This window comes from Telluria mixta (assembly GCF_029223865.1).
GTDB classification, from domain to species: domain Bacteria; phylum Pseudomonadota; class Gammaproteobacteria; order Burkholderiales; family Burkholderiaceae_D; genus Telluria; species Telluria mixta.
In genome coordinates, this window is record NZ_CP119520.1 from 967968 (window position 1) to 992599 (window position 24632).

Annotated in this window: 23 protein-coding genes; 11 read left to right on the forward strand and 12 right to left on the reverse strand. The window is 65.3% G+C overall.

What is annotated here, in order from left to right; translation table 11 throughout:
* The first annotated feature begins 96 nt into the window (after positions 1–96).
* The 4 genes from P0M04_RS04330 to P0M04_RS04345 all read left to right on the forward strand — a co-directional run bounded on the left by P0M04_RS04330 (position 97) and on the right by P0M04_RS04345 (position 2559).
* Positions 97–732, forward strand: a complete 636-nt coding sequence (locus P0M04_RS04330) for an NAD(P)H-dependent oxidoreductase (protein WP_259448584.1) — start codon at positions 97–99, stop codon at positions 730–732.
* A 104-nt stretch (positions 733–836) separates the two neighbouring features.
* The gene (locus P0M04_RS04335) at positions 837–1298 is read left to right on the forward strand and encodes a hypothetical protein (RefSeq protein ID WP_259448583.1); all 462 of its coding nucleotides are present in this window, start codon (positions 837–839) and stop codon (positions 1296–1298) included.
* Positions 1298–2197 carry a DUF2145 domain-containing protein gene (locus tag P0M04_RS04340; RefSeq protein ID WP_259448582.1) on the forward strand — a complete coding sequence of 300 codons (900 nt, stop codon included), beginning with the start codon at positions 1298–1300 and terminating at the stop codon, positions 2195–2197. Before P0M04_RS04335 ends, P0M04_RS04340 begins: the two co-directional genes overlap by 1 nt.
* Before the next feature lie 50 nt (positions 2198–2247).
* A complete protein-coding gene (locus tag P0M04_RS04345; RefSeq protein WP_259448581.1) occupies positions 2248–2559 on the forward strand; it encodes a Dabb family protein in 312 nt (103 codons plus the stop codon).
* 8 nt (positions 2560–2567) lie between these two features.
* Here the strand turns inward: P0M04_RS04345 and P0M04_RS04350 are convergent, their stop codons facing one another.
* The 7 genes from P0M04_RS04350 to rplM all read right to left on the reverse strand — a co-directional run bounded on the left by P0M04_RS04350 (position 2568) and on the right by rplM (position 9672).
* On the reverse strand, positions 2568–4799 hold the full coding sequence (locus P0M04_RS04350) for a beta-glucosidase family protein (RefSeq protein ID WP_259448580.1): 2232 nt from the start codon (positions 4797–4799) through the stop codon (positions 2568–2570).
* 13 nt (positions 4800–4812) lie between these two features.
* Entirely contained in the window at positions 4813–6264 is a 1452-nt protein-coding gene (locus tag P0M04_RS04355) for a family 8 glycosyl hydrolase (RefSeq protein WP_259448579.1), read from the reverse strand.
* A 195-nt stretch (positions 6265–6459) separates the two neighbouring features.
* On the reverse strand, positions 6460–6831 hold the full coding sequence (erpA, locus tag P0M04_RS04360) for an iron-sulfur cluster insertion protein ErpA (protein ID WP_056122323.1): 372 nt from the start codon (positions 6829–6831) through the stop codon (positions 6460–6462).
* Between the two features lie 54 nt (positions 6832–6885).
* Positions 6886–7299 (reverse strand): bactofilin family protein, encoded by a 414-nt coding sequence (locus P0M04_RS04365; protein ID WP_259448578.1) that lies wholly within the window; start codon positions 7297–7299, stop codon positions 6886–6888.
* Positions 7300–7417: 118 nt separating this feature from the next.
* A complete protein-coding gene (argC, locus tag P0M04_RS04370) occupies positions 7418–8455 on the reverse strand; it encodes an N-acetyl-gamma-glutamyl-phosphate reductase (RefSeq protein ID WP_036235405.1) in 1038 nt (345 codons plus the stop codon).
* Between the two features lie 382 nt (positions 8456–8837).
* Positions 8838–9230: a 30S ribosomal protein S9 gene (gene rpsI, locus P0M04_RS04375; RefSeq protein WP_028102305.1), complete on the reverse strand. Its 393-nt coding sequence runs from the start codon at positions 9228–9230 to the stop codon at positions 8838–8840.
* Positions 9231–9243: 13 nt separating this feature from the next.
* The gene (gene rplM / locus P0M04_RS04380) at positions 9244–9672 is read right to left on the reverse strand and encodes a 50S ribosomal protein L13 (protein ID WP_036235400.1); all 429 of its coding nucleotides are present in this window, start codon (positions 9670–9672) and stop codon (positions 9244–9246) included.
* A 269-nt stretch (positions 9673–9941) separates the two neighbouring features.
* On the opposite strand from rplM, the gene P0M04_RS04385 reads away from it, so the two are divergent.
* The 4 genes from P0M04_RS04385 (at position 9942) to P0M04_RS04400 (ending at position 13769) form a co-directional block, all read left to right on the forward strand.
* Positions 9942–11348, forward strand: coding sequence for an alpha/beta hydrolase (locus tag P0M04_RS04385; protein WP_259448577.1), 1407 nt, complete (start codon positions 9942–9944; stop codon positions 11346–11348).
* 13 nt (positions 11349–11361) lie between these two features.
* The gene (locus P0M04_RS04390; RefSeq protein ID WP_259448576.1) at positions 11362–12096 is read left to right on the forward strand and encodes an ABC transporter ATP-binding protein; all 735 of its coding nucleotides are present in this window, start codon (positions 11362–11364) and stop codon (positions 12094–12096) included.
* Positions 12093–13274: an ABC transporter permease gene (locus tag P0M04_RS04395; protein WP_259448575.1), complete on the forward strand. Its 1182-nt coding sequence runs from the start codon at positions 12093–12095 to the stop codon at positions 13272–13274. Before P0M04_RS04390 ends, P0M04_RS04395 begins: the two co-directional genes overlap by 4 nt.
* Positions 13275–13346: 72 nt before the next feature.
* Complete coding sequence (locus P0M04_RS04400) at positions 13347–13769, forward strand: OsmC family protein (protein ID WP_036235392.1); 423 nt, start codon at positions 13347–13349, stop codon at positions 13767–13769.
* Positions 13770–13778: 9 nt separating this feature from the next.
* Here the strand turns inward: P0M04_RS04400 and coq7 are convergent, their stop codons facing one another.
* On the reverse strand, positions 13779–14420 hold the full coding sequence (coq7, locus tag P0M04_RS04405) for a 2-polyprenyl-3-methyl-6-methoxy-1,4-benzoquinone monooxygenase (protein ID WP_259448574.1): 642 nt from the start codon (positions 14418–14420) through the stop codon (positions 13779–13781).
* A gap of 34 nt (positions 14421–14454) precedes the next feature.
* On the reverse strand, positions 14455–14910 hold the full coding sequence (locus tag P0M04_RS04410) for a hypothetical protein (protein ID WP_259448573.1): 456 nt from the start codon (positions 14908–14910) through the stop codon (positions 14455–14457).
* Positions 14911–15136: 226 nt separating this feature from the next.
* Between P0M04_RS04410 and P0M04_RS04415 the strand changes: the two genes are divergently transcribed.
* From P0M04_RS04415 to P0M04_RS04425, 3 genes are read left to right on the forward strand one after another with little or no spacing between them, the layout of a single operon-like run.
* Positions 15137–16030, forward strand: a complete 894-nt coding sequence (locus P0M04_RS04415) for an ABC transporter ATP-binding protein (protein WP_258853104.1) — start codon at positions 15137–15139, stop codon at positions 16028–16030.
* Positions 16031–16033: 3 nt separating this feature from the next.
* On the forward strand, positions 16034–19615 hold the full coding sequence (locus P0M04_RS04420; protein WP_259448572.1) for an ABC transporter permease/M1 family aminopeptidase: 3582 nt from the start codon (positions 16034–16036) through the stop codon (positions 19613–19615).
* Positions 19616–19660: 45 nt separating this feature from the next.
* The gene (locus tag P0M04_RS04425) at positions 19661–19867 is read left to right on the forward strand and encodes an addiction module protein (RefSeq protein WP_259448571.1); all 207 of its coding nucleotides are present in this window, start codon (positions 19661–19663) and stop codon (positions 19865–19867) included.
* Between the two features lie 90 nt (positions 19868–19957).
* On the opposite strand, the gene P0M04_RS04430 is transcribed toward P0M04_RS04425, so the two are convergent.
* The 3 genes from P0M04_RS04430 to dprA form a co-directional block, all read right to left on the reverse strand.
* Positions 19958–22636 carry a DNA topoisomerase III gene (locus tag P0M04_RS04430; protein ID WP_259448570.1) on the reverse strand — a complete coding sequence of 893 codons (2679 nt, stop codon included), beginning with the start codon at positions 22634–22636 and terminating at the stop codon, positions 19958–19960.
* Positions 22637–22869: 233 nt separating this feature from the next.
* Positions 22870–23334, reverse strand: a complete 465-nt coding sequence (locus P0M04_RS04435) for a Smg family protein (RefSeq protein ID WP_036235377.1) — start codon at positions 23332–23334, stop codon at positions 22870–22872.
* 108 nt (positions 23335–23442) lie between these two features.
* Positions 23443–24627 (reverse strand): DNA-processing protein DprA, encoded by a 1185-nt coding sequence (gene dprA / locus P0M04_RS04440; RefSeq protein ID WP_259448569.1) that lies wholly within the window; start codon positions 24625–24627, stop codon positions 23443–23445.
* Positions 24628–24632: the final 5 nt, after the last annotated feature.

Sequence of the window (24632 nt, forward strand, 5' to 3'; positions counted from 1 at the left end):
TCACCTTTCAGGAACAAATCATTTGCTGATCGCCTAGTTTATTGCACGGCGAGGAGAAAATACAATGTGACCCATCCACCACACATAAGGTCACTCATGGACTTACTGAATAAACTGCAATGGCGCTACGCCACCAAGGCAATGGATCCGACCCGTCCGGTCGCACAGGACAAGATCGACCGCATCATCGAGGCCGCCCGCCTGGCGCCGACCTCGTCCGGCCTGCAGCCGTACGAGATCCTGGTCGTGAAGAATCCGGCACTGCGCGCGCAGATCCGTGAAGTGGCGTGGAACCAGGCACAGGTCACGGATGCGTCGCACCTGCTGGTGTTCGCCGCCTGGGACGACTACACGCCGGAACGCATCAACCACATGTTCGACCTGACCAATGAGGTGCGCGGCTTCCGCAACGAAGGCTGGGAAGCGTACCGCCAGCAGCTGCTGTCGACGTATCCGGGCCGCGGCGCGCAGGTGAACTTCGAGCATGCCGCACGCCAGGCCTATATCGGCTTCGGTGCGGCCGTCATCGCGGCCGCGTTCGAGGAAGTCGACGCGACCCCGATGGAAGGCTTCGACCCGGCCGCCGTCGACGCCATCCTGAAGCTGCGCGAACAGAACCTGCGCAGTGTCGTCATGCTGCCGCTGGGCTACCGCAAGGCCGAGCAGGACTGGCTGGTCAACCTGCCGAAGGTGCGCCGTCCGCTCGACCAGTTCGTCACCGAAGTCAACTGATCCCGCGGCGGCGGGCCGTTTGTAACAAAACCACGTTGGCCTTCTCAGCGGCACGCGGCACTTGTACCATTGCGTTATCCGATACGCTTAAGAAAGATTTCGCAATGACCTTCAAGACCTTCGCGCTCGCCGTTGCGCTGGCCGCCGCCGCATCCACCCTGCCCGCCCACGCCGACAGCTTCGCCTCCTCGGCCTCCAGCGCGGGTTCCGCGTCGTCGGGCAGCATTTCCGATTCGATCGGCGGTTCCAGCAACAGCTCGAGCGGCGACAACAAGCGCGCGGAGACCGGCCCGTACCGCGTGATGGACGTTGCCCAGGCGCCGGCCAAGGCAGGTGTCACGCGCATCACGCTGCGCGCCGTCGCGGGCAATGCGGCTACCGAGTTCTGGATCGACGTCCCCGACCGCGCGCTGGCCGACCGCCACGTCACCAGGAATGAAGTCGTGCAGGTGAACGAGCGCGTGTACGGCTACGAATTCGCGTACGGCGACACCAAGAAGCCGTTCTTCCTCGCGCTGCAGGACGACTGGTACCGCGACCTCGCGTCGCGCAAAGTGACGATCTGATGCTGCAGCGGTTCCTCGCGGCCGCGCTGCTGCTGTGCGCGAGCGCGGGGGCATCCGCCGGCATCCCGACCTTCTGCGACCGTGCCGACAAGGTCACGGCCGCGGACCAGGACCGCGTGCTGCGCTTCGCCGCCGCCGTCAAGGACGAGCTGGCGCGCTCGGGCAGCAATCTCGCCCTCGTCGCGCGCGCGGGCCTGGACCTCTCCCGCTTCGGCCTGCTGTATTCGCACGCGGGCATCGCGCTGAAAAACAATCCCGGCGGCCCGTGGGCCGTGCGCCAGTTGTACTACGCGTGCGACGAATCGCGTCCGCGCCTGTTCGACCAGGGCATGTCCGGCTTCGTGCTCGGCGCCGACGCCCCCACGCACGGCCACGTCGCCCTGCTGTTCCCACCCGAGCAGGACAGCGCGCTGCTGGAACAGGCGGCGCTCGACAAACCGCTGGCCCTCGCCCTGCTGGGCACAACATACAGCGCCAACGCCTACGCCTTCGGCACCCGCTACCAGAACTGCAATCAATGGGTGGCGGAGCTGATCGCATTCGCGTGGGGCCGGCTCGATCCGGCCGATCCCGCGCGCGCCCGTGCGCAGGCGTGGTTGCGCGCGCAAGGCTACGCGGACACGCCCGTCCGCATCCCGTCGCACTGGCTGATGTTCGCGGGCCAGTTCGTGCCGCTCGTGCACGTGGGCGACCATCCGCTCGACGACATCCACGCGCTCGCGCTGCACATCAGCGTGCCCACGACGATCGAGTCGTTCGTGCGGAGAGAAGCGCCGCAAACGCGCCGCGTGGAACTGTGCCACGACGAGCGCCACATCGTCGTGCACCGCGGCTGGGAACTGCTCGGGCCGGGCTGCGAACCGCTGCCCGGCGACGACGTGATCGCCCTCGCGCCTTGAATCCGGCGGCCGTGTAAGATGACGTCTCGCCAACTTACACCGACCGTCCCATGTCCAACCAACTGCTCCGCCACGTCGTCCTGTTCTCGTTCAAGGACGACGCTTCGTACGACGACGTCGACGCCATCGTGACCGGCTTCGCCGCCCTGCCCTCGGCCATCCCCGGCATCACGGCCTACGAATGGGGCACGAACGTGAGCCCGGAAGGCCTGAACGACGGCTTCACGCACTGTTTTACGCTGACGTTCGCTGAAGCCGAAGACCGCGACGCCTACCTCGTGCATCCGGCGCACCAGCGCTTCGTCGAGATGCTCAAGCCGAGTCTCGCCAAATCGCTGGTGCTGGACTACTGGGCGAAGTAACGAGGGCTTTACTCCTTGTGGACGGCGCTCCACGTCATGTCCGGCAGCGTCACGTCCACCGAAAGCGGCAGGTCGTCCGCCGCCTGCCCGAACAGCACGCGGTACGTGCCCGCGCGGACGCGCCAGCTGTTGTCCGCGACCTCGTACGTCGCCAGCAGGCGCGGATCGACAGCCTGCGTGAACGCGTTGGCGTTCCCCGCCTGCAGATCGAGCTTGTGGAAGGCGACGAGGCGCTTCGGCGCTTCCCAGCCCGATGCCTTCAGGTCCGCCGGCGCGACGTACACCTGCACGACACCTTTGCCCGCCAGCTTGCCCGTGTTGCGCAGCGCGGCACCGACCGTCAGCGCGCCATTCGCGACGCTCGCCTTCGGGTCGGCGACGGCGAAGCTCGTATAACTGAGGCCATGGCCGAACGCGAATAACGGTTTATACCCTTTCGCGTCGTACCACTTGTAGCCGATCGCGGCGCCTTCGTGGTACGTGATGTGGACAGGGATGCCGTCCGGCTTGCCGAAGCCTGGAATCTGCGCATGGGCAAGTTGTAGATTCGACGCGGGGAAGCTGATCGGCAGGTGGCCCGACGGATTCACTTTACCGGTCAGGATGCGCGCGATCGCCTGGCCGCCGCGGATGCCCGGATAGAACGCTTCCAGCACGGCCGGCACCTGCGGCAGCCACGGCATCAGGATCGCCCCGCCCGATTCCACGACGACGATTGTCTTCGGATTCGCGCGCGCGACGGCGGCGACCAGCGCATCCTGGTTGCCGTCCAGTTCCAGCCTGCCGTCGAAGCCTTCGCCCATCCACTGCGTCACGAACACGACGGCGACCTCGGACTGCTTCGCCAGCGCGACGGCGGCGTCGATGTCCTTGCCGCTCGCGTAGCCGATCTTCGATTTCGGCAGCTCGGCTTTCAATGCAGCCAGCGGCGAGGATGGCATGTAGATGACGGGGCCGGGCCACTTGGTCGGCTCCAGGTTCGGCACCGCGTTGCCGCCGACCGGCGTCACACCGGACGAACCGCCGCCCGCCAGCACGCCCTTGTCCGCATGGCCGCCGATGACGGCCACCGACTTCACGTTCGCGAGCGGCAGCAGGTTGCCCTCGTTCTTCAGCAGCACGAGCGATTCCTCGGCGGCGCGCTGCGCGATGTTCGCGTTCGCCGCGAAGTCGATCTTGCCGACCTTCGGCGGATCGTCGAACACGCCGGTCTGGAACAGCGGCCACAGGATGCGCTGCGCCATGTCGTCGAGGCGGCGCATGGAAACGTCGCCCTTGTTCATCGCCTCCTTGAAGTTCTTGGCCGAGTAGAACGGGCCGTGGTGGTTGCAGCACGGGTAGCCGGTGAACTGGTCGAGGCCATAGTTGGCGGCGTCCGCCGTCGAGTGGACGGCGCCCCAGTCGGCCATCACATAACCCTTGAACTTCCAGTCCTGCTTCAGGGTCTTGTTCAGCAGGTACTCGTTCTCGCACGCCCAGCGGCCGTTCACGAGGTTGTACGAGCACATGACGGAGCCCGGCTTCGACAGCTCGTCGACGAACTCGAACGCGAGCAGGTCCGACTGGCGCATCGCCTCGGGCGAGATCGTGACGTCGACCGTCGTGCGCTGGCTTTCGTGGTCGTTGACGGCGAAGTGCTTCATCGTCGAGACCACGTGGCGCGCCTGGATGCCGTTGATCAGGCCCGCGGCCATGCGGCCGGCCAGCAGCGGATCCTCGCCCACGTATTCGAAATTGCGGCCGTTGCGCGGCTCGCGTGCGAGGTTCGCGCCGCCGGCCAGGAACGTGTTGAAGCCGGATGCGCGCGCCTCGTCCGCGATCATGCGGCCGCCTGCCTCGGAGACGGCCGGATCGAAGCTCGCCGCCGTCGCCAGCGAGGACGGCAACGCCGTGCGCTCCATGCCGCCCACGCGCACGCCGATGGACGCGTCGGTCTGCCACTGCGGCGGGATCCCCAGGCGCGGAATACCGGGCACGTAGCCGGCCGAGCCCTCGATATGGTGTGCCGCGACGTCGGCCTTGACCGCCGGCGGCACGATGTCGTCCGGCTGCTTCGCCAGGTCTTTCTTGTCCGTGTAGCTGACGATCAGCAGCAGCTTTTCGTCGAGCGTCATGGCGGCGACGGCGGCGCGGGCGCGCTCGTCGGCGGATTTCGATTTGTCGAGCCACGCGCGCTCCTGCGCCTGTGCGCCCAGCGCCGCGCAGGCGAGAAGGACGGCAACGGTCGTCTGTTTCATCATGCTGGTCTCCTTGTTATTTGTTCTTTGCGTCGATCACGCGGAACTCGCCGCCCACGTGCATCATGCTCATCAAGTACAACATGCCGTCGAAGTAGCGCTGTTCGCCGCTGGGCACGGGCGTGTCCCACAGCGCGCGCAGGAAATCGTCGGATACCTGCCCCGGCGTGGCCGCCAGACTGCCGACGGCGGCCGCCGCCAGCATGCCGGTCGAGTGGCGGTCGGACAGCGGCTTGCCGTCCAGCGTGTAGCGGTCGGCGAAACGATCGATGCCCTGGCCCGCGAGGAAGGTCTGGACGCGGTCGGAAAGTGCCTGCTGGCGCGGGTCCTTGTTCCACCAGCTGCGGTCGACGGACCAGTTGCTGATCGTGCGCCAGCTGTCGTAGCTGAACGAGCCCGGGCTGCCGTCCCAGTTCTTCAGCGGCGTGCCGTCGAAGTCGGCGCGGTCGGGACCAAGGCCCGTCGCGGGGTCGGCCGTCTTCACGAAAAAGTCGCGGCTGACGGCGGCGGCTCGCGCCCAGAACGCGCGGTCTTCGCGCGGGCCCCAGCGCGCCCACAGTTCGTAGAACGCGGGCAGGTGGTAGGACGGGTCGGTGCCGGGGATGAACGTCTCGGGCACGAAGCGGACCATCGCATGGGCCTCGTCCACCATCGGCCCCACGGTGACGGCGCGCGGCTCGCGGTGCGGACGCTGCGGCGGCCACGGCTTGCCGGCCTTCTGCGCCTGTTCCTGTTCGTGACGGTTATTGGGGCTGGGCCAGGGCGTGTCCGGCTCGACGAACGGTTTGTCGCCGGGATGGATGCGGAACGGCGGCGTGGCCGTCACGACGGGGTGGTGCCGCATGCCGCGTAGGATGGTATCCGCTTCCTTCTGGTAATCGTAGATGCCCTTCCCGTTGCCCCAGCGCCGTGCCGCGAAGTACAGCGCCATCGCATAGTATTCCTCGCCGTCCGGCGCGGCCCCGGTGGCGCGCGGCGTGCCGTCGGTCCCCATCGACCACGCGAAATAGCCGCGCGACGGATTGGCGGGATCGGTCGTCAGCATGTACGTCTTCGACCAGTTCCACAACGCGTCGAACTCGCGCTTCTTGCCGAGCTGGACGGCGATCATCATGCCGTAGCTCATGCCTTCCGTGCGGGCGTCGTTGTTGGCCCAGTCGGTGATGTACGCGAGCGTGCCGTTGGCGTTGGCGCCCGTTTCGAAATAGACGCGCTCCTCCTGGCCGTCGCCGTGGAACAGCCGCTGGAAGGCTTGCTCGATCTTCGCGTGCGTCTCTTGCGAGCTGCGGCCCAGGCGTTCGGCGAACAGGTTGCGGTAGCGCTGCGTGCGGTAGGCACCGGTGCCGTCGTCGGTCGCCGCCGTGGTGGTGGCAGCTTTGTTGGTGGATGGTGCTTGCGCTTGGGCGGCACCGGCCCAGGCGAGAATGATAGCGGTAACACCGCAAAGTAGAGTTGGTGCCCTCGACATTGTTTTTCTCTCGATTTATTGGGTTTGTATGTCTCCTTGCCGCCACATCAGCACGGCGTGGATCAGTGTACTACGCACGTGACTGTTAGCAATTGTTAATGGCTTGTCATTACGGCGGCATCCAACACTTCGTATAGGCGAAAAAAAACCGCCCCGGCAATGCCGAGGCGGTTTCGATGTCGAGGCTGGTATCGCTTACATCGAGAACGACGAACCGCAACCGCAGGTCGACTGGGCATTCGGGTTCTTGATGACGAACTGGGCGCCTTCGAGGTCGTCCTTGTAGTCGATCTCGGCGCCGACCAGGTACTGGTAGCTCATCGAGTCGATCAACAGCTGAACGCCGTTCTTTTCCATCGTCGTGTCGTCTTCGTTCACGATTTCGTCGAACGTGAAGCCGTACTGGAAGCCCGAGCAACCGCCGCCCTGCACGAACACGCGCAGTTTCAGGTCGGGATTGCCTTCTTCCTCGATCAGTTGAGCAACCTTCTGGGCAGCGCTGTCGGTGAAATTGATGGGCGTGGGGATCGTGTCTTGTGCGTTTTGCACTTCGGCGACTGCATTCATGGATAAACTCCTGATTGGATTCGGATTTCGTCCATTATAGACCGTTGGCGCCAGTCATGCTGAAGCCCCTTCGGCCGCCACGCCGAGGTGGAAGACGGGTTCGGCGGCCGCCACCGCCTCGGCATGGTGGGTCAGCTTGCCGGTGACGAGGGCGCCGCCGTGCATTTCCAGCAGGCGGTAATGGACATCCCCATGTATGCGGCCTTTCGGCTGCAATTCAAGGAGTTCGGACGAATACACCGTCCCCGCGATATACCCGTTGACGACCAGGTTGGAACAGCGCACCTCGCCTTCGATGCGCGCGTGTTCGGAAACGATCAGCACGCTGTCGTTGCCGTCCGCAGCCACCACGTTGCCGTGCACCTCGCCGTCGATGCGCAGCCCGCCGGTGAATACGAGATCCCCTTCGATGCGTGCCGAAATGCCGATCAGGCTATCGATTTCGCTTTTTGCGTTACGACCGAACATGATTGTCCCCTGTGCTTGGCGTTGGTTCTGTCCAACGGTCAATGTACCGTTGCCAATGCAGGTCGCCTTGATCTGTATCTTGTGACCGAGGCTTGCCAGGGGACGCTGCGACGAGCGGTTACGGCAGCAGCGCGATCTGCTTCAGACCGGTACTTTCCGGCAGGCCAAACATCAAGTTCATGCACTGCACGGCCTGGCCGGACGCGCCCTTGACCAGGTTGTCCTGCACGACGAGGATGACGACCGTGTTGCCGTTGTCCGGACGGTGCAGCGCGATGCGCAGCATGTTCGAACCGCGCGTCGAGCGGGTTTCCGGGTGCGAGCCGAACGGCATCACGTCGACGAATTCCGCATCCTTGTACTGCTCTTCGAACAGGGCTTGCAGGGCTTCGTTCGTGATGTCCTGCGTGAGGCGCGCGTACAGGGTCGAATGCATGCCGCGGATCATCGGCACGAGGTGCGGCGTGAAGATCAGGCCGACCTTCTGGTCCGTGTAGCGCTGCAGCTGGGCCGACGTTTCCGGCGTGTGACGGTGGCCGTGCACGCCATAGGCCTTGAAGTTGTCGCTCGCTTCCGAGAACAGCGTGCCGATCTCGGCCTTGCGGCCGGCGCCGGACACGCCCGACTTGGCGTCGGCGATCAGGTTGCCGGCATCGATGATGCCCGCCTTCAGCAGCGGATAAAAGCCCAGCTGCATCGTGGTCGGATAGCAGCCCGGGTTGGCGATCAAACGCGCCTTCTTGATGTCGTCACGATTCAGTTCCGGCAGGCCGTAGACGGCCTCTTCCAGCAGGTCCGGCGCGCTGTGCGGGATCTTGTACCACTTCTCGAACGTGGCCTGGTCCTTCAGGCGGAAGTCGGCCGCGAGGTCGATGACTTTCACGCCCGCGGCGATCAGCTCGGGCGCCTGGGCCATGGCGACGCCGTGCGGGGTCGCGAAGAACACGACGTCGCACTGCTTCAGGTCGGCCTTGTCCGGGCTCGAGAACGCGATGTCCACATGGCCGCGCAGCGAGGGAAACATGTCGGCGACGGGCAGGCCGTCTTCCTTGCGCGAAGTGATGGCGGTCAGCTGCGCCTCGGGGTGGGCAGCAAGCAGGCGCAGCAATTCCACGCCCGTGTAGCCGGTGCCGCCAACGATGCCAACTTTGATCATGTCTGTTTCCCCTTGGTAAATAGATAAGTTCTCGTAAGAACCCACAATTTTAGCAGGCTGTCCTTGCATCTGCTGCATTGCCGCATGGCTAAAGTCTACATTCGGGGTCAGAGCACATTTTTCCAAAGATTCGGGGTCAGAGCACATTTCCTAGCAATTGCATCAGAGATAACGAATTTTTCTCCTGTAGAGGAGGAACGACCAGGGTACGACATTCGCCGAGGCGCGGAGACGTCGTTCCAGCATGGCGAAAAAATGTGCTCTGACCCCGAATCTGAAGAAAAAAGGGACCTGACCCCGAATTTGGGCAACAAAAAAACCGCCGGCTTTGCAGCGGGCGGCTTTTCGTTTCGGCAGCAGCGCATGAGCGCTGCAGATCCGATTAACGCTTCGAGAATTGCTTTGCGCGACGTGCTTTGCGCAGACCAACTTTCTTACGCTCGACTTCACGGGCGTCACGGGTGACGAAACCGGCACGTGCCAGGTCGCCCTTCAGGCCTGCGTCGTAGTCGATCAGTGCACGGGTGATGCCGTGGCGCACTGCACCTGCCTGGCCGGACTCGCCGCCGCCATGCACGTTGACCTTGATGTCGAAACGCTCGACGTTGCCGGTCAGTTCCAGCGGTTGACGGATGACCATCAGGCCGGTTTCGCGCGAGAAGTATTCGGCGGCCGGTTTGCCGTTCACGATGATCTGGCCGGTGCCAGCTTTGATGAACACACGGGCCACTGCACTCTTGCGACGGCCGGTGCCGTAGTTGTAGTTACCGATCATGTCAGTTCCTTACTTAGATTTCGAGTGCTTTGGGTTGCTGGGCAGCGTGCGGGTGCGTAGCTTCCGCATACACTTTCAGCTTCTTGATCATTGCGTAGCCCAGCGGGCCCTTCGGCAGCATGCCTTTGACGGCTTTTTCCAGGGCGCGGCCCGGGAAACGCTGTTGCATTTTCAGGAAGTTGGTTTCGTAGATACCGCCCGGGTAGCCCGAGTGACGGTAGTACTTCTTGTCGTTGGCCTTGGTGCCGGTCACGCGCAGTTTGCCTGCGTTGACGACGACGATGAAATCACCGGTATCGACGTGCGGAGTAAATTCCGGCTTGTGCTTGCCGCGCAGTCGGAGTGCCACTTCGCTGGCAACACGTCCGAGGACTTTGTCCGTCGCGTCAATCACGTACCAATCGCGCTGGACTTCATGGCCCTTAGCGGAAAAAGTTTTCATGTTGACTTCCTATATATAGGGTAGTAATGCTCGAATGGTGGTTCCGCGGGCGATACTACTTCGCGGACTCTGCCTTATTGTCTTTTCCCGAGCAAATGGAAAGCCCACGACTATAGCCGATTCTTCACCCGACAGTCAAGATGCCCGCGTCCGCGCACGGGGCTGGAGCCAACGCAAGACATCCGTGCTGGGTCATGCCATTTTGCAACTTTTCATTGACCAGGAAATCGATGTCAAATTAGTATGATCCGCATCGAAGAGGAGACCGCTTGTTAAAATCCATCCTGCTCCTGGGCGCATTATTGGCGACTGACGTTCCGGCCATGGCGGCCACGCGCAGCTGCCACCTGCCCGGCGTCGAGGAAGCCCTGCGCTGCCTGACCCTGCCCGTCCCGCTCGAACCCGGCAAGCCGGCCACCCTGAACCTGCACGTGACGATCGCCCCCGCCCTGCGCCAGGGCGCGCGGCCGGATCCGCTGTTCGTGCTGGCCGGCGGTCCCGGCGAAGCGGGCAGCGACGTGCTCCCCCTGCTCTCCACCGCCTTCAAGCGCGTGCGCGCCACGCGCGACATCGTGTTCGTCGACCAGCGCGGCACGGGGTTGTCCGGCAAGCTGGAATGCCCGTCCGACGCCGACGCGGATGCGCAGCTGAGCGATGCCGATGCCGACGCCGCCCTGCGCCGCTGCATCGCGGCCGGCAAGGCGCCGTTCGCCGCGTACACGACGGCCGCCGCCGCGCGCGATATCGAGGCCGTGCGCCGGGCGCTGGGCTATGACCGGATCAACCTGTGGGGTGGCTCGTACGGCACGCGCCTCGCGCAGGCGTATGCGCGCGCCTACCCCGCGGGCACGCGCGCCCTGCTGCTCGACGCCGTCGCAGCGCCCGACCAGGTGATTCCCGCTGGAGGCCGCGACAGCCAGGCCGCGCTCGACCAGTTGTTCGCCCAGTGCGCAAAGGATGCTGCCTGCGCCCGCGCCTACCCGAACCTGCGCGGCGAATTCGACGCCCTCGTCGGCAGGCTCGATACCGCCCCCCTGACACTGAACCTGCCCGACCCGCGCACGGCGCGCCCGATCGACGTCACGATGACGAGCGCGCGCCTGCTCGATACGGTGCGCAACATGCTGTATGCGCCGGCCGACGCACGCCGCCTGCCTTTCCTCGTGCACAGCGCCAGCGCGGGCCGCTGGCAACCGTTCGTCGCGCGCCGCAACCTCGCCGCCGACTTGTCCCCCGACGGCTCGCCGGCCACCCTGCTGCACCTGGCCGTCGTCTGCGCCGAGGACATGCCGCGGTTTACGCCCGCGCTGGCCGCGAACGATGCGAGCCCGCTCACGCGCACGCTGGCCGACCGCCTGCGTGGCCTGTGCCGCGCCATGAACGTGCCGGCCGTTCCCTACGCGCCTCCCACGCGCATCGCGGCACCGGTACTGCTGCTGTCCGGGGCCCTGGACCCCGTCACGCCGCCGCGCCGTGCCCAGGACGCCGCCCGCTTCATGGATCACGCGCAGCTGCTGACGGCGCTGAACGTCGGCCACGGCGTGTCGCAACTGGGATGCGCGCCGCGCCTGCTGCGCGCCTTCCTCGACCGGCCCGACGCGAAAATCGACGGCGCCTGCCTGAACGAGATCCCGGCCCCGACCTTCCAGCTCGGCAGCGCCGGACCGCAACCCTGAACACAGGCTCCCCATGATCGAAGCACAAGAAGTCCGCAAACAGTTCGGCACCGTGCAGGCGCTGGGAGGCGTCAGCTTCACGGCGCGCGACGGCCAGATCACCGCGCTGCTGGGCCCCAACGGCGCCGGCAAGACGACCTTGCTACGCACCCTCGTCGGCATGCTCAGGCGCGACCACGGGACGATTGCCGTCGACGGCATCGACCCCGAACGCGATCCGCTCGCCGTGCGCGCCAACATCGGCTTCCTGACCGACCAGTTCGGGCTGTACGAGCGCCTGTCCACGCGCGAATACCTCACGTATTTCGGCGAGTTGAACGGCATGGAAAAACGCGCCCTGCGCGAGCGCATCGACGAGGTCTCGGAAATGCTCGCGATGGACGACATCCTGGAACGCCGCAGCAAAGGCTTCTCGCAGGGCCAGCGCATCAAGGTGGCCCTGGCGCGCGCGCTGCTGCACCGCCCGCGCCACCTGCTGCTGGACGAACCCACGCGCGGCCTCGACGTGATGAGCACGCGCGCGGTGCGCCATGCGCTGTCCACGCTGCGCAAGGAAGGATGCTGCGTCGTGATGGCCACGCACGTGATGCAGGAAGTCAGTCATCTCTGCGACGACGTGATCGTCATCGCCAAGGGCCATACGGTGGCGCAGGGCACGCCGGACGAGCTGTGCCGGCGCACCGGCATCGCCAACCTGGAAGACGCGTTCGTCCGCCTGGTCGGCACCGACGAGGGGATCGTCGCATGACTTCAAAGTTCCTCGTCGTCTTCAAAAAAGAGTTCCGCGAATCGCTGCGCGACAAGCGCTCTCTCGGTCTCCTCGCCCTGTTCACCCTGATGTATCCGGTGCTGCTGGGCGTCCTGCTGCACCAGTGGATCGACCGCGCGACGAAGCCCGAGCGCGAAGGCATCGTGCTGGCCGTGATCGGCGGCGCGCAGGCACCCACCCTGATGGCCCAGCTGAAGCAGAAGAACATCACCGTACACGACACGCCGCCGCTGGACGAAGCCGCGATCGGCGACCTGCTGCGCGCCCACAAGGCCGCCGCCGTGCTGCGCCTGCCCGGCAAGTACGCGAGCGACTACGCCGCGATGCGGCCCGCACGCATCGAGCTGTGGTTCGACTCGTCGACGGAGCAGGACGGCCGGCGCGACGTCGAGGAGGTGCTGAACGCCTACGGTTCGAACATCGCCAGCGCGCGCCTGCTGGCGCACGGCGTGTCGCCGGCCGCGCTGTCGCCCGTGCAGGTGCAGCGCTACGACACGGGCACGACGGCCGCGCGTTCCGCCGGCGTCATTGGCGGCATCCTTGGCTTCCTGTTCTTCCCCGCATTCATCTGCGGCCTGTCCGCGGCCGTGGATTCCACGGCGGGCGAACGGGAACGCCGTTCGCTCGAAGTGCTGATGGCGCAGCCCGTGCGCACGTCGGAACTCGTCGGCGGCAAATGGCTCGCTGCCGCGGCGCTGGCCGTCATCGGCATCACGCTGGAACTGATGCTTGCGCATGCGATCCTGTCGTGGATGCCGCTGGAAGAAATCGGCATGAGCTGGCGCGTGGGCTGGGGACGGCTGCTGCTCGTCTGCCTGGCATCCGTGCCGCTGTCGCTGTTCGCGGCCGCCATGCAGATCGCGGTGGCGATGAATGCCCGCTCGTTCAAGGAGGCCCAGAGCGTGCTGTCGATCGTGATGCTCGTGCCGATGCTGCCGGGGCTCGCCGTGTCGATGCTGGAACTGAAGACGGCATCCTGGATGTACCTCGTGCCGATGCTGTCGAACCAGACTCTGCTCCGCGAGACCGCGAAGGGCGGCGATATCGGCCTGCTGCCGTTCGTGTCGACGTTCCTGTGCTCCGCGCTCGCCGCGTGGGCGGCCGTCGCATTCGCCGCGTGGCGCATGAAGAGCGAGCGCTACGTGCTGGCCGTATGAGGCGTTATCAGCACGGTGCGCCGCGCTGGCTTAGAATGAACGTCTTTACCTGTCAACAAAGCGGAGAAATCGATGGAAGTCAAAGTCAGCTGGAACGGACCCTCCGGGATGAGCTTCCGGGCCGAAACCGGCTCCGGCCACCTGGTGAACATGGATGGCGCCCCCGAAGGCGGCGGCCACAACCTGGCACCGCGCCCGATGGAAATGGTGCTGCTGGGTACCGGCGGCTGCACCGCCTACGACGTCGTGCTGATCCTCAAGCGCAGCCGGGAAGACGTGCGCGGTTGCGACGTCACGCTGAAGGCCGAACGCGCCGAGACGGATCCGAAGGTGTTCACGAAGATCCACTTCCACTTCACCGTCACGGGCCGCAACCTGAAGGAAGCGACGGTCGAACGCGCGGTCAACCTGTCGCACGACAAATACTGCTCGGCGTCGATCATGCTGGCCAAGACGGCCGAGATCACGCACTCGTTCGAGATCGTCGAAGGCTAAGCCTCAGCCTCAGATGTAATACGCCGTCGTGGTCATGACCTTGGCCATGCCGCGCATCGCGGCCTTGACCGGCAACGGCATCTCGGCCGCGCCCATTTCCTGGGCCTTCGCACCATGTTCGATCTCGTCGTCGCGCATCTGCGTGACGATCGCGCGCGACTTCGCGTCGTGCGGCGGCAGCTGGTCGAGGTGGCTGTTCAGGTGCGCCTCGACCTGGCGCTCCGTCTCCACGACGAAACCGAGGCTGATCGCGTCGCCCAGGCGCGACGCGACCGTGCCCAGCGCATAGGCGCCGGCATACCACAGCGGATTCAACAGGCTCGGCTGCGAGCCCAGCTCGGCCAGGCGTTCGGCCGTCCATGCAAGATGGTCTTCTTCCTCGCGGCCGGATTTGGCGAACTGCGTGCGCATGGCCTGCGTCGACGCGCGCCGGCCCTGGGCATCGTACAGCGCCTGGGCGCACACTTCGCCCACGTGGTTCACGCGCATCAGGCCGGCGCTGTGGCGCTGTTCCTGGGCATTCAGTTCGCAGTCTGGCGCCGAGACGCCCGGATTCGGCCGCGCGGCCTTCGCCACGCCGCCCACGACACGCAAGGCCTTGTCGAAACCGACGATCAGGTGGTCAAGGGGATTGATGGTGCGGGTTGTCATGAGAAACCTTCAGCTTGTTGTTCGATAAGCCGAATTATATGCCCTCGTCCACCGCCCCTCCCTCACGTGTCTTCCGGGCACGCTTCTGCGCCTCCAGCCAGTCGTGCACGGGCCCGTCCACCTCCAGCTTCGAAATGTTTTTCGCAACGCCCAGGTTCAGTTCGAGCAGGAACGGGATCGAATCCGGCGGCACGTCGGTGCACGTGCTCGTAAAGGCCGTCATGAACCGCTCGGATTGCACGACGGGCAATACGTTCTTGCCACTCATGAATTGCAGGATGCTCGTGATCGTGTGGCCGCCGCCGAGCGTGTGATAGATGAACCGGTTGAACTCGCGGTCCACGGTCTTGAAATCGATGGTTTCCTTCGTCATCAGGTTGGCCAGGTAGTACAGGCCGACGGCGACGCGGAACCAGTCCGTCGACTCGGCCCGGGTGCGGCCCTGGCGCGTAACGGCCAGGATATTGTCCTTGTTGATGAGAGTATCCATAGGACCATTATGCATGTTCTTGCCCCGCCCGGATATCACTGGCAATGTTGCCAGAATAGACATAATTCATTCCACGCTGTATGCTGGCCTGCATCCTGCTCCCGCTTTTCTGCACTCTGGACTTGTGAAAATGCCGTGTGTCGCACCGCTGCTGCCGGGTCGGCTCCTTTTTAATACAATGCAACAGTCATGAAATGCGTGCATTGTCACGAGCAATGGAGTCTCCATGGAATTACAAATCCGCAACTTGTCCAAGACCTATGCCAATGGCGTGGTCGCGCTGGACAGGGTCTCGCTGAGCATCCCGCCCGGGATGTTCGGGCTGCTCGGCCCCAACGGCGCCGGCAAGTCGACCCTGATGCGGATCCTCGCCACCCTGCAGGAATGCGACAGCGGCTCCGTCTTCCTGGACGACATCGACGTGCTGGACGAAAAGGATGAGGTGCGCCGCCTGCTGGGCTATCTGCCGCAGGACTTCGGCGTGTACCCGAAAGTGAGCGCGTACGAGCTGCTCGACCATTTCGCGCAACTGAAAGGCCTGTCGCAGCGCCACCGCCGGCGCGAAGTCGTCGACGCGCTGCTGCAGCAGACCAATCTGTTCGAAGTGCGCAACCAGAAGATGGGCACCTTTTCCGGCGGCATGCGCCAGCGCTTCGGCATCGCCCAGGCGCTGCTCGGCGACCCGCAACTGATCATCGTCGACGAGCCGACGGCCGGCCTCGACCCGCAGGAGCGGGTGCGGTTCCACAACCTGCTGTCCGACATCGGCGAGGACAAGACCGTGATCCTGTCCACGCACATCGTGTCCGACGTGGCCGACCTGTGCGCCAACATGGCCATCATCAACAAGGGCCACGTGCTGCTGTGCGGCGAGCCGGTGCGCCTCATCGAAGGCATCGAGGGCAAGATCTGGGCGCGGGTCGTGAGCAAGGCGGACCTGCCCGCCTACCAGAAGCGCCACACCGTCATCTCCACGCGCCTCCTCTCCGGCCGGACGCTGATCCACGTGTACGCCGACCGCTACCCCGGCGACGACTTCGAGCCGATCCATCCGACCCTGGAAGACGTCTACTTCGCCACCATCGCCGGCCGCCACAACGACATGGCCGGGAACTGCTGATTCATGGGTGCGCTCCTCGCCATCGCCGGCTTCGAGGCCCGGCAGCGCCTGAAGCTGCTGTCGACCTGGGTGTATTTCTTTGCCTTCTTCGCGCTGGCCCTGCTGTGGATGGCCGCCGCGGGCGGCGTCTTCAAGGAAGCCTTCGTGTCGTTCGGCGGCCGCGTGCTGATCAACGCGCCGCGCCAGATCGCCCTGAGCGCGGCGTTCCTCGGCTCCCTCGGCGTCATCGTCGTCGCCGCGATGATGGGCCGCTCGGTGCAGCAGGACTTCGAATACGAGATGCACCACTTCTTCTTCAGCGCCCCGATCCCGAAATACGCGTACGTGTTCGGACGCTTCCTCGGCGCGCTGGCGACGCTCGCCGTCGTGTTCTCGGCCATCCTGTTCGGCACCCTGCTGGGGACCGCGCTGCCCGGCATCGATCCCGCCCGCCTCGGGCCGTATTCGGTCATGGGCTACCTGCTGCCGTACTTCCTCACCCTGCTGCCGAACCTGTTCATCTTCGGCGCCATCTTCTTCGTGCTCGCGGCGCTCACGCGGCGCATGCTGCCCGTGTACGTCGCCAGCGTCGTCATGCTGATCGGTTACATCGTCGCCCCGTCGCTCGCGCGCGACCTCGATTACAAGACGCTTGCCGCGCTGATCGACCCGTTCGGCACGACGGCGCTGATCCGCCTCACCGAGTACTGGAACCTCACGGAGCGCAACACGCTGCAGGTTCCGTTCGCGGGCGTCTACCTGATCAATCGCGCCATCTGGTCGCTGTTCTCGCTCGTCGCCCTGCTGCTCGGCTACTGGCGCTTCAGCTTCGTGTCGACGCCGGCCGGCAAGCGCGGCCAGGCGCGGCCCGAACCGGAAAGCGCGCCGCAGACGCCGGCCGGCATGGCCGACCTGCACGAGCCGCCCGACTTCGCCGCGCGCAGCCTCGCCGTGCTGCTGGCCAGGTCGAGCTGGATGAATCTGCGCGAGGCGGTCAAGAACGTCTACTTCGCCGTGATCGTCCTGGCCGGCATGCTGACCCTCATCGTCAGCTCCCTCGACCTGGGCGCGATCTACGGCACGAAGACCTACCCCGTCACGTACATGGTGCTGGAACTCATACGCGACGTGTTCGCACTGTTCGTGCTGATCGTGACGACGTTCTATGCGGGCGAGATGGTGTGGCGCGAGCGCGAGGCGCGCATGGCGCAGATGATGGATGCGCTGCCCGTCCCGAGCTGGCTGCCGCTGGCCGCCAAGACCATCGCCCTCGTCGGCCTGCAGGTCCTGCTGCTGGTGGCCGCGATGGTGTGCGGCATGGGCATCCAGCTGGCGCACGGCTACCTGACCCTGGAACCGGGCCTGTACCTGGCGACGCTGTTCGGCATCCTGCTGCCCCGCTACGTGCTGCTGGCCGTGCTGGCGATCGCCGCCCAGGCCATCCTGAACCACAAATACCTCGCCTACTTCGCGCTGGTCACCTGGTACGTCATCACGCTGTTCCTCGGCGGCTTCGGCCTCGATCACCCGATGCTCGTGTACGGCGCGCTGCCGGACATCACGTATTCCGCCATGAACGGCTTCGGCCACTCCCTGCCGCTGCAGCGCACCCTGCAAATCTACTGGGGCGGCGCGGCGATCGTCCTGTTCACCATCGCGCTCGTGCTGTGGCCGCGCGGCGTGAGCGACAGCTTCGCCGAACGCCTGCAACTGGCGCGCCGGCGCCTGACACCGGGTGTACTGGGCGGCTTCGCGGCCGGCATCCTCGTGTTCGCGGCCAGCGGCGGCCTGCTGTGGTACAACCTCGTCCACCTCGGCACCTACCAGACGGCGTGGCACAAGGAACAGGTACGCGCCGACTACGAGCTGCGCTACAAGCGCTATGCAAAGCTGCCGCAGCCGCGCATCACCGACGTCGGCCTGCAGGTCGACATCCATCCCGACACGCGTACGCTGAAGGTCCACGGCTTCTACCAGCTGGAAAACCGGACCGCGGCCCCGATCCGCGACGTCGTCCTGTTCCAGAAGCCCGGCCCCGACTTCCGTCCACGCTTCGCACAGGCGGCGCGGCTGCTGCGCGCCGATCCGCAGCACGGCTTCTATCACTACCAGCTCGCAATGCCCCTGCAGCCGGGCGCGCGCACGGCACTGGAGTTCGACCTGCTGGACGCACCGGGCGGCGTGCTGGGCCTGGGCCGCGACACGGCCGTCGTCGGCAACGGCACCTTCTTCAGCAACGAGGTCCTGCCGCACGTGGGCTACCAGCGCACGGTCGAACTGGAGGACGACCGCGACCGCAAGCGCCACGGCCTCGCGCCGCGCGAACGCATGGCCGCGCACGAGAACGAAGCGGCGCGCGCGAACAGCTATGTCGCCAACGACGCCGACTGGATCCGCTTCGACGCCGTCGTCAGCACGAGCCCCGACCAGACCGTGGTCGCGCTGGGCACGCTGGAACAGGAGTGGATGAGCGGCGGCCGGCGCTGGTTCCATTACAAGGCCGACAAGCCCGTCCTGAATTTTTATACGTTCCAGTCGGCCCGCTACGAAGTCCGCCACGACCGCTGGCAGGACGTGACGATCGACGTCTACTACCACCCCGGCCACGAGTTCAATGTGGACCGCATGATCCGCGGCGCCAAGGCGGCCCTGGAATACGGCACGAAGCACTTCAGCCCCTACCAGAACCGCGAACTGCGCATCGCGGAGTTCCCCCGCTACGCATCGTACGCGCAGGCGGCGCCGGGCACGATCCCGTTCTCGGAAAGCGTCGGCTTCATCGCCAAGGTGGATCCGGACTCGCGCAAGGACATCGACTACCCGTACTACGTGAGCGCGCACGAGGTGGGCCACCAGTGGTGGGCACACCAGATCGTCGGCGCCGACATGCGCGGTGCGACCGTCCTGTCGGAAAGCCTGGCCGAATACACGGCGCTGATGACGATGAAGAACACGCTGGGCTCCAGCAAGATGCGGCGCTTCCTGCGCTACGACCTCGAGGAATACCTGATGGGCCGCGCGCGCGAAAACAAGAAGGAGCTGCCGCTCGCGCAGAACGAGAACCAGAGCTACATCCACTACCACAAGGGCAGCCTGGCGATGTATCTGCTGCAGGACCTGGTCGGCGAGGATGCGGTGAACGGCGTGCTGCACGGCCTGCTGCTGGAGTACGCGTACAAGGGGCCGCCATATCCGACCGTGGCAACGCTCGTCGAGCGCCTGCGCGGCATCACGCCGCCGGACAAGGCCTACCTGATCGACGACCTGTTCGAGTCCATCGTCCTGTACGAAAACCACGTCGACGGTGCGACGGCGCGCCGCCGGCCGGACGGCAAGTACGAGGTCGAGATCCGCGCCACCGCCGGCAAGGTGCGCGCCGGCGACCAGGGCGAGGAAAAGCCGCAACAGCTGCGCGACTACATCGAATTCGGCGTCGACGACGAGGCCGGCAACCCGCTCGCGCGCGAGCGCCGGCTCGTGACGCAGGCCGACCAGCGCGTCGTCCTCGTGGTCAGCGGCCGTCCGGCGCGGGCCGGTATCGACCCCGACAACAAGCTGATTGACAGGAAACCGACAGACAACATGCAGCCTGTCGACATGCACTGAACTTCACGTTATGATCTGGTCACAATATCCTGCTAGGAGATCCCCATGCCTATCGTCGCCGAACTGGCCGCCCAGATCCAGCAACTGTCCGCCCAGGACAGGCACGAGCTGTTGCGTCTGCTGATGGTGGACAGCGACGACGGCGACCAGGATGCCGACGAAGCCTGGCGCAACGAAATCGTGCGCCGCGTGAAGGCGATCCGCAACGGCGAGGCGGCCATTCGGGCGTTGCAGGAAGACTGGCGCGAGTAACGCTGGCGCTGAAAGTAAAAAAACCGCGATGCCGGACGGGTCGCGGTTTTTTTATGGACGTCGCCCCCGCGCAGGCGGGGGCCCAGGTTCTTATTCGCCCGCGACCGCCTTCTTGGTTGCCGTCGCGCGCTTCGCCGGGGCCTTGCGGGCCGCGGCCGTCTTGGCCGGGGCTTTGGTCGCAGCAGCCTTGGCCGGGGCCTTCGTCGCCGCAGCTTTGCGCGCGGCCGGCTTGGCGGCCGCCGTCTCCGCGCCGCTGTCGGCACCGTCACCCTCGTCCTTCGGTTTCGCGCCCGGCTTGGCCTTGCGCTCCTCGAACTCGAAGCTGATCTTGCCATCCTTGCCGCGCACGAGGAAGGCCTTGAACGACCGGCGGGTACGCTGCGAGACGAAGCCCGGCAGCAGATCCGTCTTGCCCTCGTTCAGCAGCTTGGCCATCTGCTCGGGCAGGATTTCCTGCTGCAGGATGATGCGGCTGCTGCGGAAATCGCAGGTCTTCGGCTTGGCCACCGTGTGCTCGCAGACGTACGCGAGGCCCATCTCGTAGACGTTGCCGGTGCATTTCGGGCACGGGCCGAGCGGCGTCTGGCCGGTGAAGTCGACGCCCTCGCCGTCCTCGCCCTCGTCCTGGTCCTGGCCGAAGTCGAATTCCAGCTTGTAGTTGTGGATGTCCTCGTCGCGCACGATGCGCAGGATCGCGGCAAACGGCCGGCCCATCTTCGAGCGGAAGCCCTGCAGCGGGCCGATCGTGCGGTTCGCCAGCAATTCCTCGACTTCCTCGATCTCGAACTGGCGGCTGCCGGGCACCTTGCTCATCGAGAAATCGCACTTGGTGCAGGCAAAGCGGCGGTAGTTTTCCTTGACGACGCCGCCGCAGTTCGGGCACGGCGTGCGCAACGTCGCGTACTCGCCCGGGATCGTGTCGTTGTTGTATTCCTTGGCGCGCTTGACGATGATCTCGGTCATCTCGGCGATCTCGCGCATGAATTCTTCACGCGAAATCTGGCCCTTTTCCATCTGCGACAGCTTGTATTCCCACTCGCCCGTCAGTTCCGGCGCCGTCAGTTCGTTCACGCCCAGGCCGCGCAGCAGGGTCATCAGCTGGAACGCCTTGGCGGTCGGGATCAGCTCGCGCCCTTCGCGCAGCAGGTATTTTTCCGTCAGCAGGCCTTCGATGATTGCCGCGCGCGTGGCCGGCGTGCCAAGGCCCTTGCCGGCCATCGCGTCGCGCAGTTCGTCGGAATCGACCAGCTTGCCGGCACCTTCCATCGCCGACAGCAGGGTCGCTTCGTTGTAGCGTGCGGGCGGTTTCGTGACGAGGCCGTTGGCGTTGACCTTTTCAGTGCGCACCTTCTCGCCCTTCGCCACCGGCACGAGGCTGGCGCCGTCCTTGTCGTCGCCCGTCGTGTCCTTGCCGTACACGGCCAGCCAGCCGGGGTTCGTCATGACCTTGCCTTCGGTCTTGAACTGGTGCCCTTCCACTTCCGTATAACGGGTCGTGACGAGGAATTCCGCGGCCGGGAAGAACACGGCCATGAAGCGGCGGGTGACGAGGTCGTACAGCTTCTGTTCCGGCTCGGACAGGTTCTTCGGCACGACGCCGGTCGGGATGATCGCGAAGTGGTCCGAGATCTTGCTGTTGTCGAAGATGCGCTTGTTCGGCTTGACCCAGCCCTTGTCCAGGATCTGCTTGGCGAACTGGTGGTAGTTCGGGTTGCCCTTCAAGACTTCCAAGGTCGACTGGACGGTGCTCAGGTAGTCTTCCGGCAGCGCGCGCGAATCGGTACGGGGATAGGTCAGCACCTTGTGCTTTTCGTACAGCGCCTGGGCCAGGCCCAGCGTGTTCTTCGCGGAGAAGCCGAAGCGGCCGTTGGCCTCGCGCTGCAGCGACGTCAGGTCGAACAGCGCGGGCGCCATCGACGTCGTCGGTTTCGACTCCTCGGTGACGTTACCTTGCTTGCCCATGCAGGCGGCGACGATCGCTTCCGCGTCGACCTTAGCCCACAGGCGCTCGGCGCGTTTTTCCGGGTCGGCGTCGTCCTTCTTGAACTTCGTGTCGAGCCAGCGGCCTTCGTACATGCCGGCCTCGGCGCGGAATTCCGCGCGCACTTCCCAGTAATCGCGCGGCACGAATTTCTTGATCTTCTCTTCGCGCTCGACGACGATCGACAGGGTCGGCGTCTGCACGCGGCCCACGGTCGTCAGGTAGAAACCGCCTTCCTTCGAGTTGAACGCGGTCATCGCGCGGGTGCCGTTGATGCCGATCAGCCAATCGGCTTCCGAGCGGCAGCGCGCGGCGTCGGCCAGCGGCAGCATTTCCTGGTCGGTGCGCAGATGGGCGAAGCCGTCGCGGATCGCGTTCGCCGTCATCGACTGCAGCCACAGGCGCTTGACGGTCTGCTTGGCCTTGGCGTTCTGGGCGATCAGGCGGAAGATCAGTTCACCTTCGCGGCCCGCGTCGCATGCGTTGATCAGGGTATCGACATCCTTGCGCTTGATCAGCTTGTTCAGCACTTTGAGGCGCGACTCGGTCTTCGCGATCGGATTCAGCGCGAAGTACGGCGGAATCATCGGCAGGTGCGTAAAACTCCATTTGCCGCGCTTGACGTCGTATTCCTCGGGCACCGCGATCTCGAGCAGGTGGCCGACGGCGGACGACAGGACGTATTCGTCGGATTCGAAATACTCATCGTGCTTGGTAAAGCCGCCGAGCGCCTTGGCGATGTCATTCGCCACGGAGGGCTTTTCGGCAATGATGAGGGCTTTGGTCATAGGGTTCCTAGATCGGTCGGCTGTGTAAGCCGGCCATTTGATAGCTTATTAGTAACAACTGGCAGATAGCGGCCAATGATAAGCGGGTTGCCGCGCAATCCGCAAGTAGACTCTGCCTGCGTGCGCCTTGATGCAACCCGGCCATGCTGCCTTGAAAAATACGCTTGATCTTGCTCTACCGCAAGAAAAAACGGGGCCGCAGCCCCGTTTCACGTATTCATATAGTGGCGTCGTCAATGCAGCAGGCGCGGCGCGGCATCTTCCTCGTCCGATCCGAACAGGTCGTCGAACATCAGCGCGTCCGGCTCCTTGCCCTGGCTCCACAGGAGCATCAGGACGATGATCTTCAGCTTGCCCAGCGTGACGGGCGATTCGTCCAGCGCCAGCGCGCGTTCGATGACGATCTCGCGCTGCGACGCGGTCAACAGGCCGGCCAGTTCCAGGAACTGGATGAAACCCACGGCGGCGCTGCCGAGCGTATCGACTTCCTGGGCGATGTAGAAGCGCGTGCCGCTCGATTCGAGGGCAGGGTTGGTGGTCCCGGCCATTTCCGTCAGGCCATTCAGCCAGTCCAGCGCTTCGGAAATTTCGACATCGTCGAAACCGACGGCAGACAGCTTGCGTGCCAGGGCGGCCGGCTCGGGGCAGGCATCGGGACGGTAATACGTCTCGTAAAGATAGACTAGGATGTCGAACATGGTGACGCTACTGTAGCAGCTAAGCTCCGTGCGGCACAAGTGCGTCACGTGCTCCAATGCCGCGCGGAAACATCAGCGTTGTTTATCGGCCTTATCGCCTTCGCCACCCTATTTTCCGTGCATTATCCTCTGGATGAGGCCTCCCGGCAGCCGTTCGAGATGCCCCGACAACTCCAGCACGAGCAGGCGCGCGGCCAGTTCTCCGGGGCTACAGCCGAGGCGTGGCAGCAATGTGTCGGGGTCGACGGGGTCGTGGCCGATGGCATCCAGCAGCGCGGCGTCAGCCGGCGCGCTGAAGTGCCCGGCGGCACTGTTATCGATCTTGGTATCTATTAACGAAATATCTGCCGAGGGTAGGCGGGCCGCTTGCTGCGCCAGCAGGGGGGACAGCCCGAGCGCTTCCAGCACGTCCCGCGCGGTGTCGACGAGCTTCGCGCCGTCGCGGATCAACATGTGGCAGCCCTTGGCCAGCGCGGCGTGGATCGAGCCTGGAATCGCGAACACGTCGCGCCCCTGCTCGGCCGCCTGGCGCGCCGTGATCAGCGAGCCGGACTGCGCCGCCGCCTCGACGACGAGCACCCCGGCCGCGAGGCCGCTGATGATCCGGTTCCGTTTGGGGAAATTGCCCGGCAGTGGAGGCGTGCCGACCGGATATTCGCTGACGATGCAGCCTTCCTGCGCGATGCGCTCGCCCAGCGCCCGGTTGCGGGCGGGATAAACGAGGTCGGGGCCCGTGCCGACGACGGCGACCGTGCCGCCGCAACGACGCAGCGCCCCCTCGTGCGCGGCCGCGTCGATCCCGAGCGCGAGACCGGACACGATGCACAGGCCGGCACCGGACAACGCCTCCGCGAACGCCTGCGCATTCGCCCTGCCCTGCGCACTGGCATTGCGGCTGCCGACGATGGCCAGGCACGGCCCGTCCAGCACATGGGCGTGTCCTCTAATATAAAGAAGCAAAGGCGGATCGGGGATCCGGGCCAGCAGTTCGGGATAGCCGGGCTCGCCCAGCGCGACGACGTGGTGGCCGGGCCGGGCGAGCCAGTCCAGCGTCGCATCGAGCAGGCGGCGGGTCGCGTCGGACGGCGGCTGCAGCAGCGCGTGCGCCTGGGCCGGGCTCACGTGGGCGGCGAGTGCCGGAAAGTCGGCGGCGAACACGGCGTCCGGGCTGCCGAACGCCGCCAGCAGCGCGGCGGCCGTGCGCGGTCCGATGCCGGCCGCCCGCTCCAGGCGGAGCCAGGCTGCCAGGGAGGTCGATCGTGCAGGCGCTGCGGAAAGGTCCGTGTCCTGCACGGTGG

Coding starts and splice junctions, on each gene's coding strand:
- P0M04_RS04330 (WP_259448584.1), top strand. CDS start 97: ATGGACTTACTGAATAAACTGCAATGGCGCTACGCCACCAAGGCAATG.
- P0M04_RS04335 (WP_259448583.1), top strand. CDS start 837: ATGACCTTCAAGACCTTCGCGCTCGCCGTTGCGCTGGCCGCCGCCGCA.
- P0M04_RS04340 (WP_259448582.1), top strand. CDS start 1,298: ATGCTGCAGCGGTTCCTCGCGGCCGCGCTGCTGCTGTGCGCGAGCGCG.
- P0M04_RS04345 (WP_259448581.1), top strand. CDS start 2,248: ATGTCCAACCAACTGCTCCGCCACGTCGTCCTGTTCTCGTTCAAGGAC.
- P0M04_RS04350 (WP_259448580.1), bottom strand. CDS start 4,799: ATGATGAAACAGACGACCGTTGCCGTCCTTCTCGCCTGCGCGGCGCTG.
- P0M04_RS04355 (WP_259448579.1), bottom strand. CDS start 6,264: ATGTCGAGGGCACCAACTCTACTTTGCGGTGTTACCGCTATCATTCTC.
- erpA (WP_056122323.1), bottom strand. CDS start 6,831: ATGAATGCAGTCGCCGAAGTGCAAAACGCACAAGACACGATCCCCACG.
- P0M04_RS04365 (WP_259448578.1), bottom strand. CDS start 7,299: ATGTTCGGTCGTAACGCAAAAAGCGAAATCGATAGCCTGATCGGCATT.
- argC (WP_036235405.1), bottom strand. CDS start 8,455: ATGATCAAAGTTGGCATCGTTGGCGGCACCGGCTACACGGGCGTGGAA.
- rpsI (WP_028102305.1), bottom strand. CDS start 9,230: ATGATCGGTAACTACAACTACGGCACCGGCCGTCGCAAGAGTGCAGTG.
- rplM (WP_036235400.1), bottom strand. CDS start 9,672: ATGAAAACTTTTTCCGCTAAGGGCCATGAAGTCCAGCGCGATTGGTAC.
- P0M04_RS04390 (WP_259448576.1), top strand. CDS start 11,362: ATGATCGAAGCACAAGAAGTCCGCAAACAGTTCGGCACCGTGCAGGCG.
- P0M04_RS04395 (WP_259448575.1), top strand. CDS start 12,093: ATGACTTCAAAGTTCCTCGTCGTCTTCAAAAAAGAGTTCCGCGAATCG.
- P0M04_RS04400 (WP_036235392.1), top strand. CDS start 13,347: ATGGAAGTCAAAGTCAGCTGGAACGGACCCTCCGGGATGAGCTTCCGG.
- coq7 (WP_259448574.1), bottom strand. CDS start 14,420: ATGACAACCCGCACCATCAATCCCCTTGACCACCTGATCGTCGGTTTC.
- P0M04_RS04410 (WP_259448573.1), bottom strand. CDS start 14,910: ATGGATACTCTCATCAACAAGGACAATATCCTGGCCGTTACGCGCCAG.
- P0M04_RS04415 (WP_258853104.1), top strand. CDS start 15,137: ATGGAATTACAAATCCGCAACTTGTCCAAGACCTATGCCAATGGCGTG.
- P0M04_RS04420 (WP_259448572.1), top strand. CDS start 16,034: ATGGGTGCGCTCCTCGCCATCGCCGGCTTCGAGGCCCGGCAGCGCCTG.
- P0M04_RS04425 (WP_259448571.1), top strand. CDS start 19,661: ATGCCTATCGTCGCCGAACTGGCCGCCCAGATCCAGCAACTGTCCGCC.
- P0M04_RS04430 (WP_259448570.1), bottom strand. CDS start 22,636: ATGACCAAAGCCCTCATCATTGCCGAAAAGCCCTCCGTGGCGAATGAC.
- P0M04_RS04435 (WP_036235377.1), bottom strand. CDS start 23,334: ATGTTCGACATCCTAGTCTATCTTTACGAGACGTATTACCGTCCCGAT.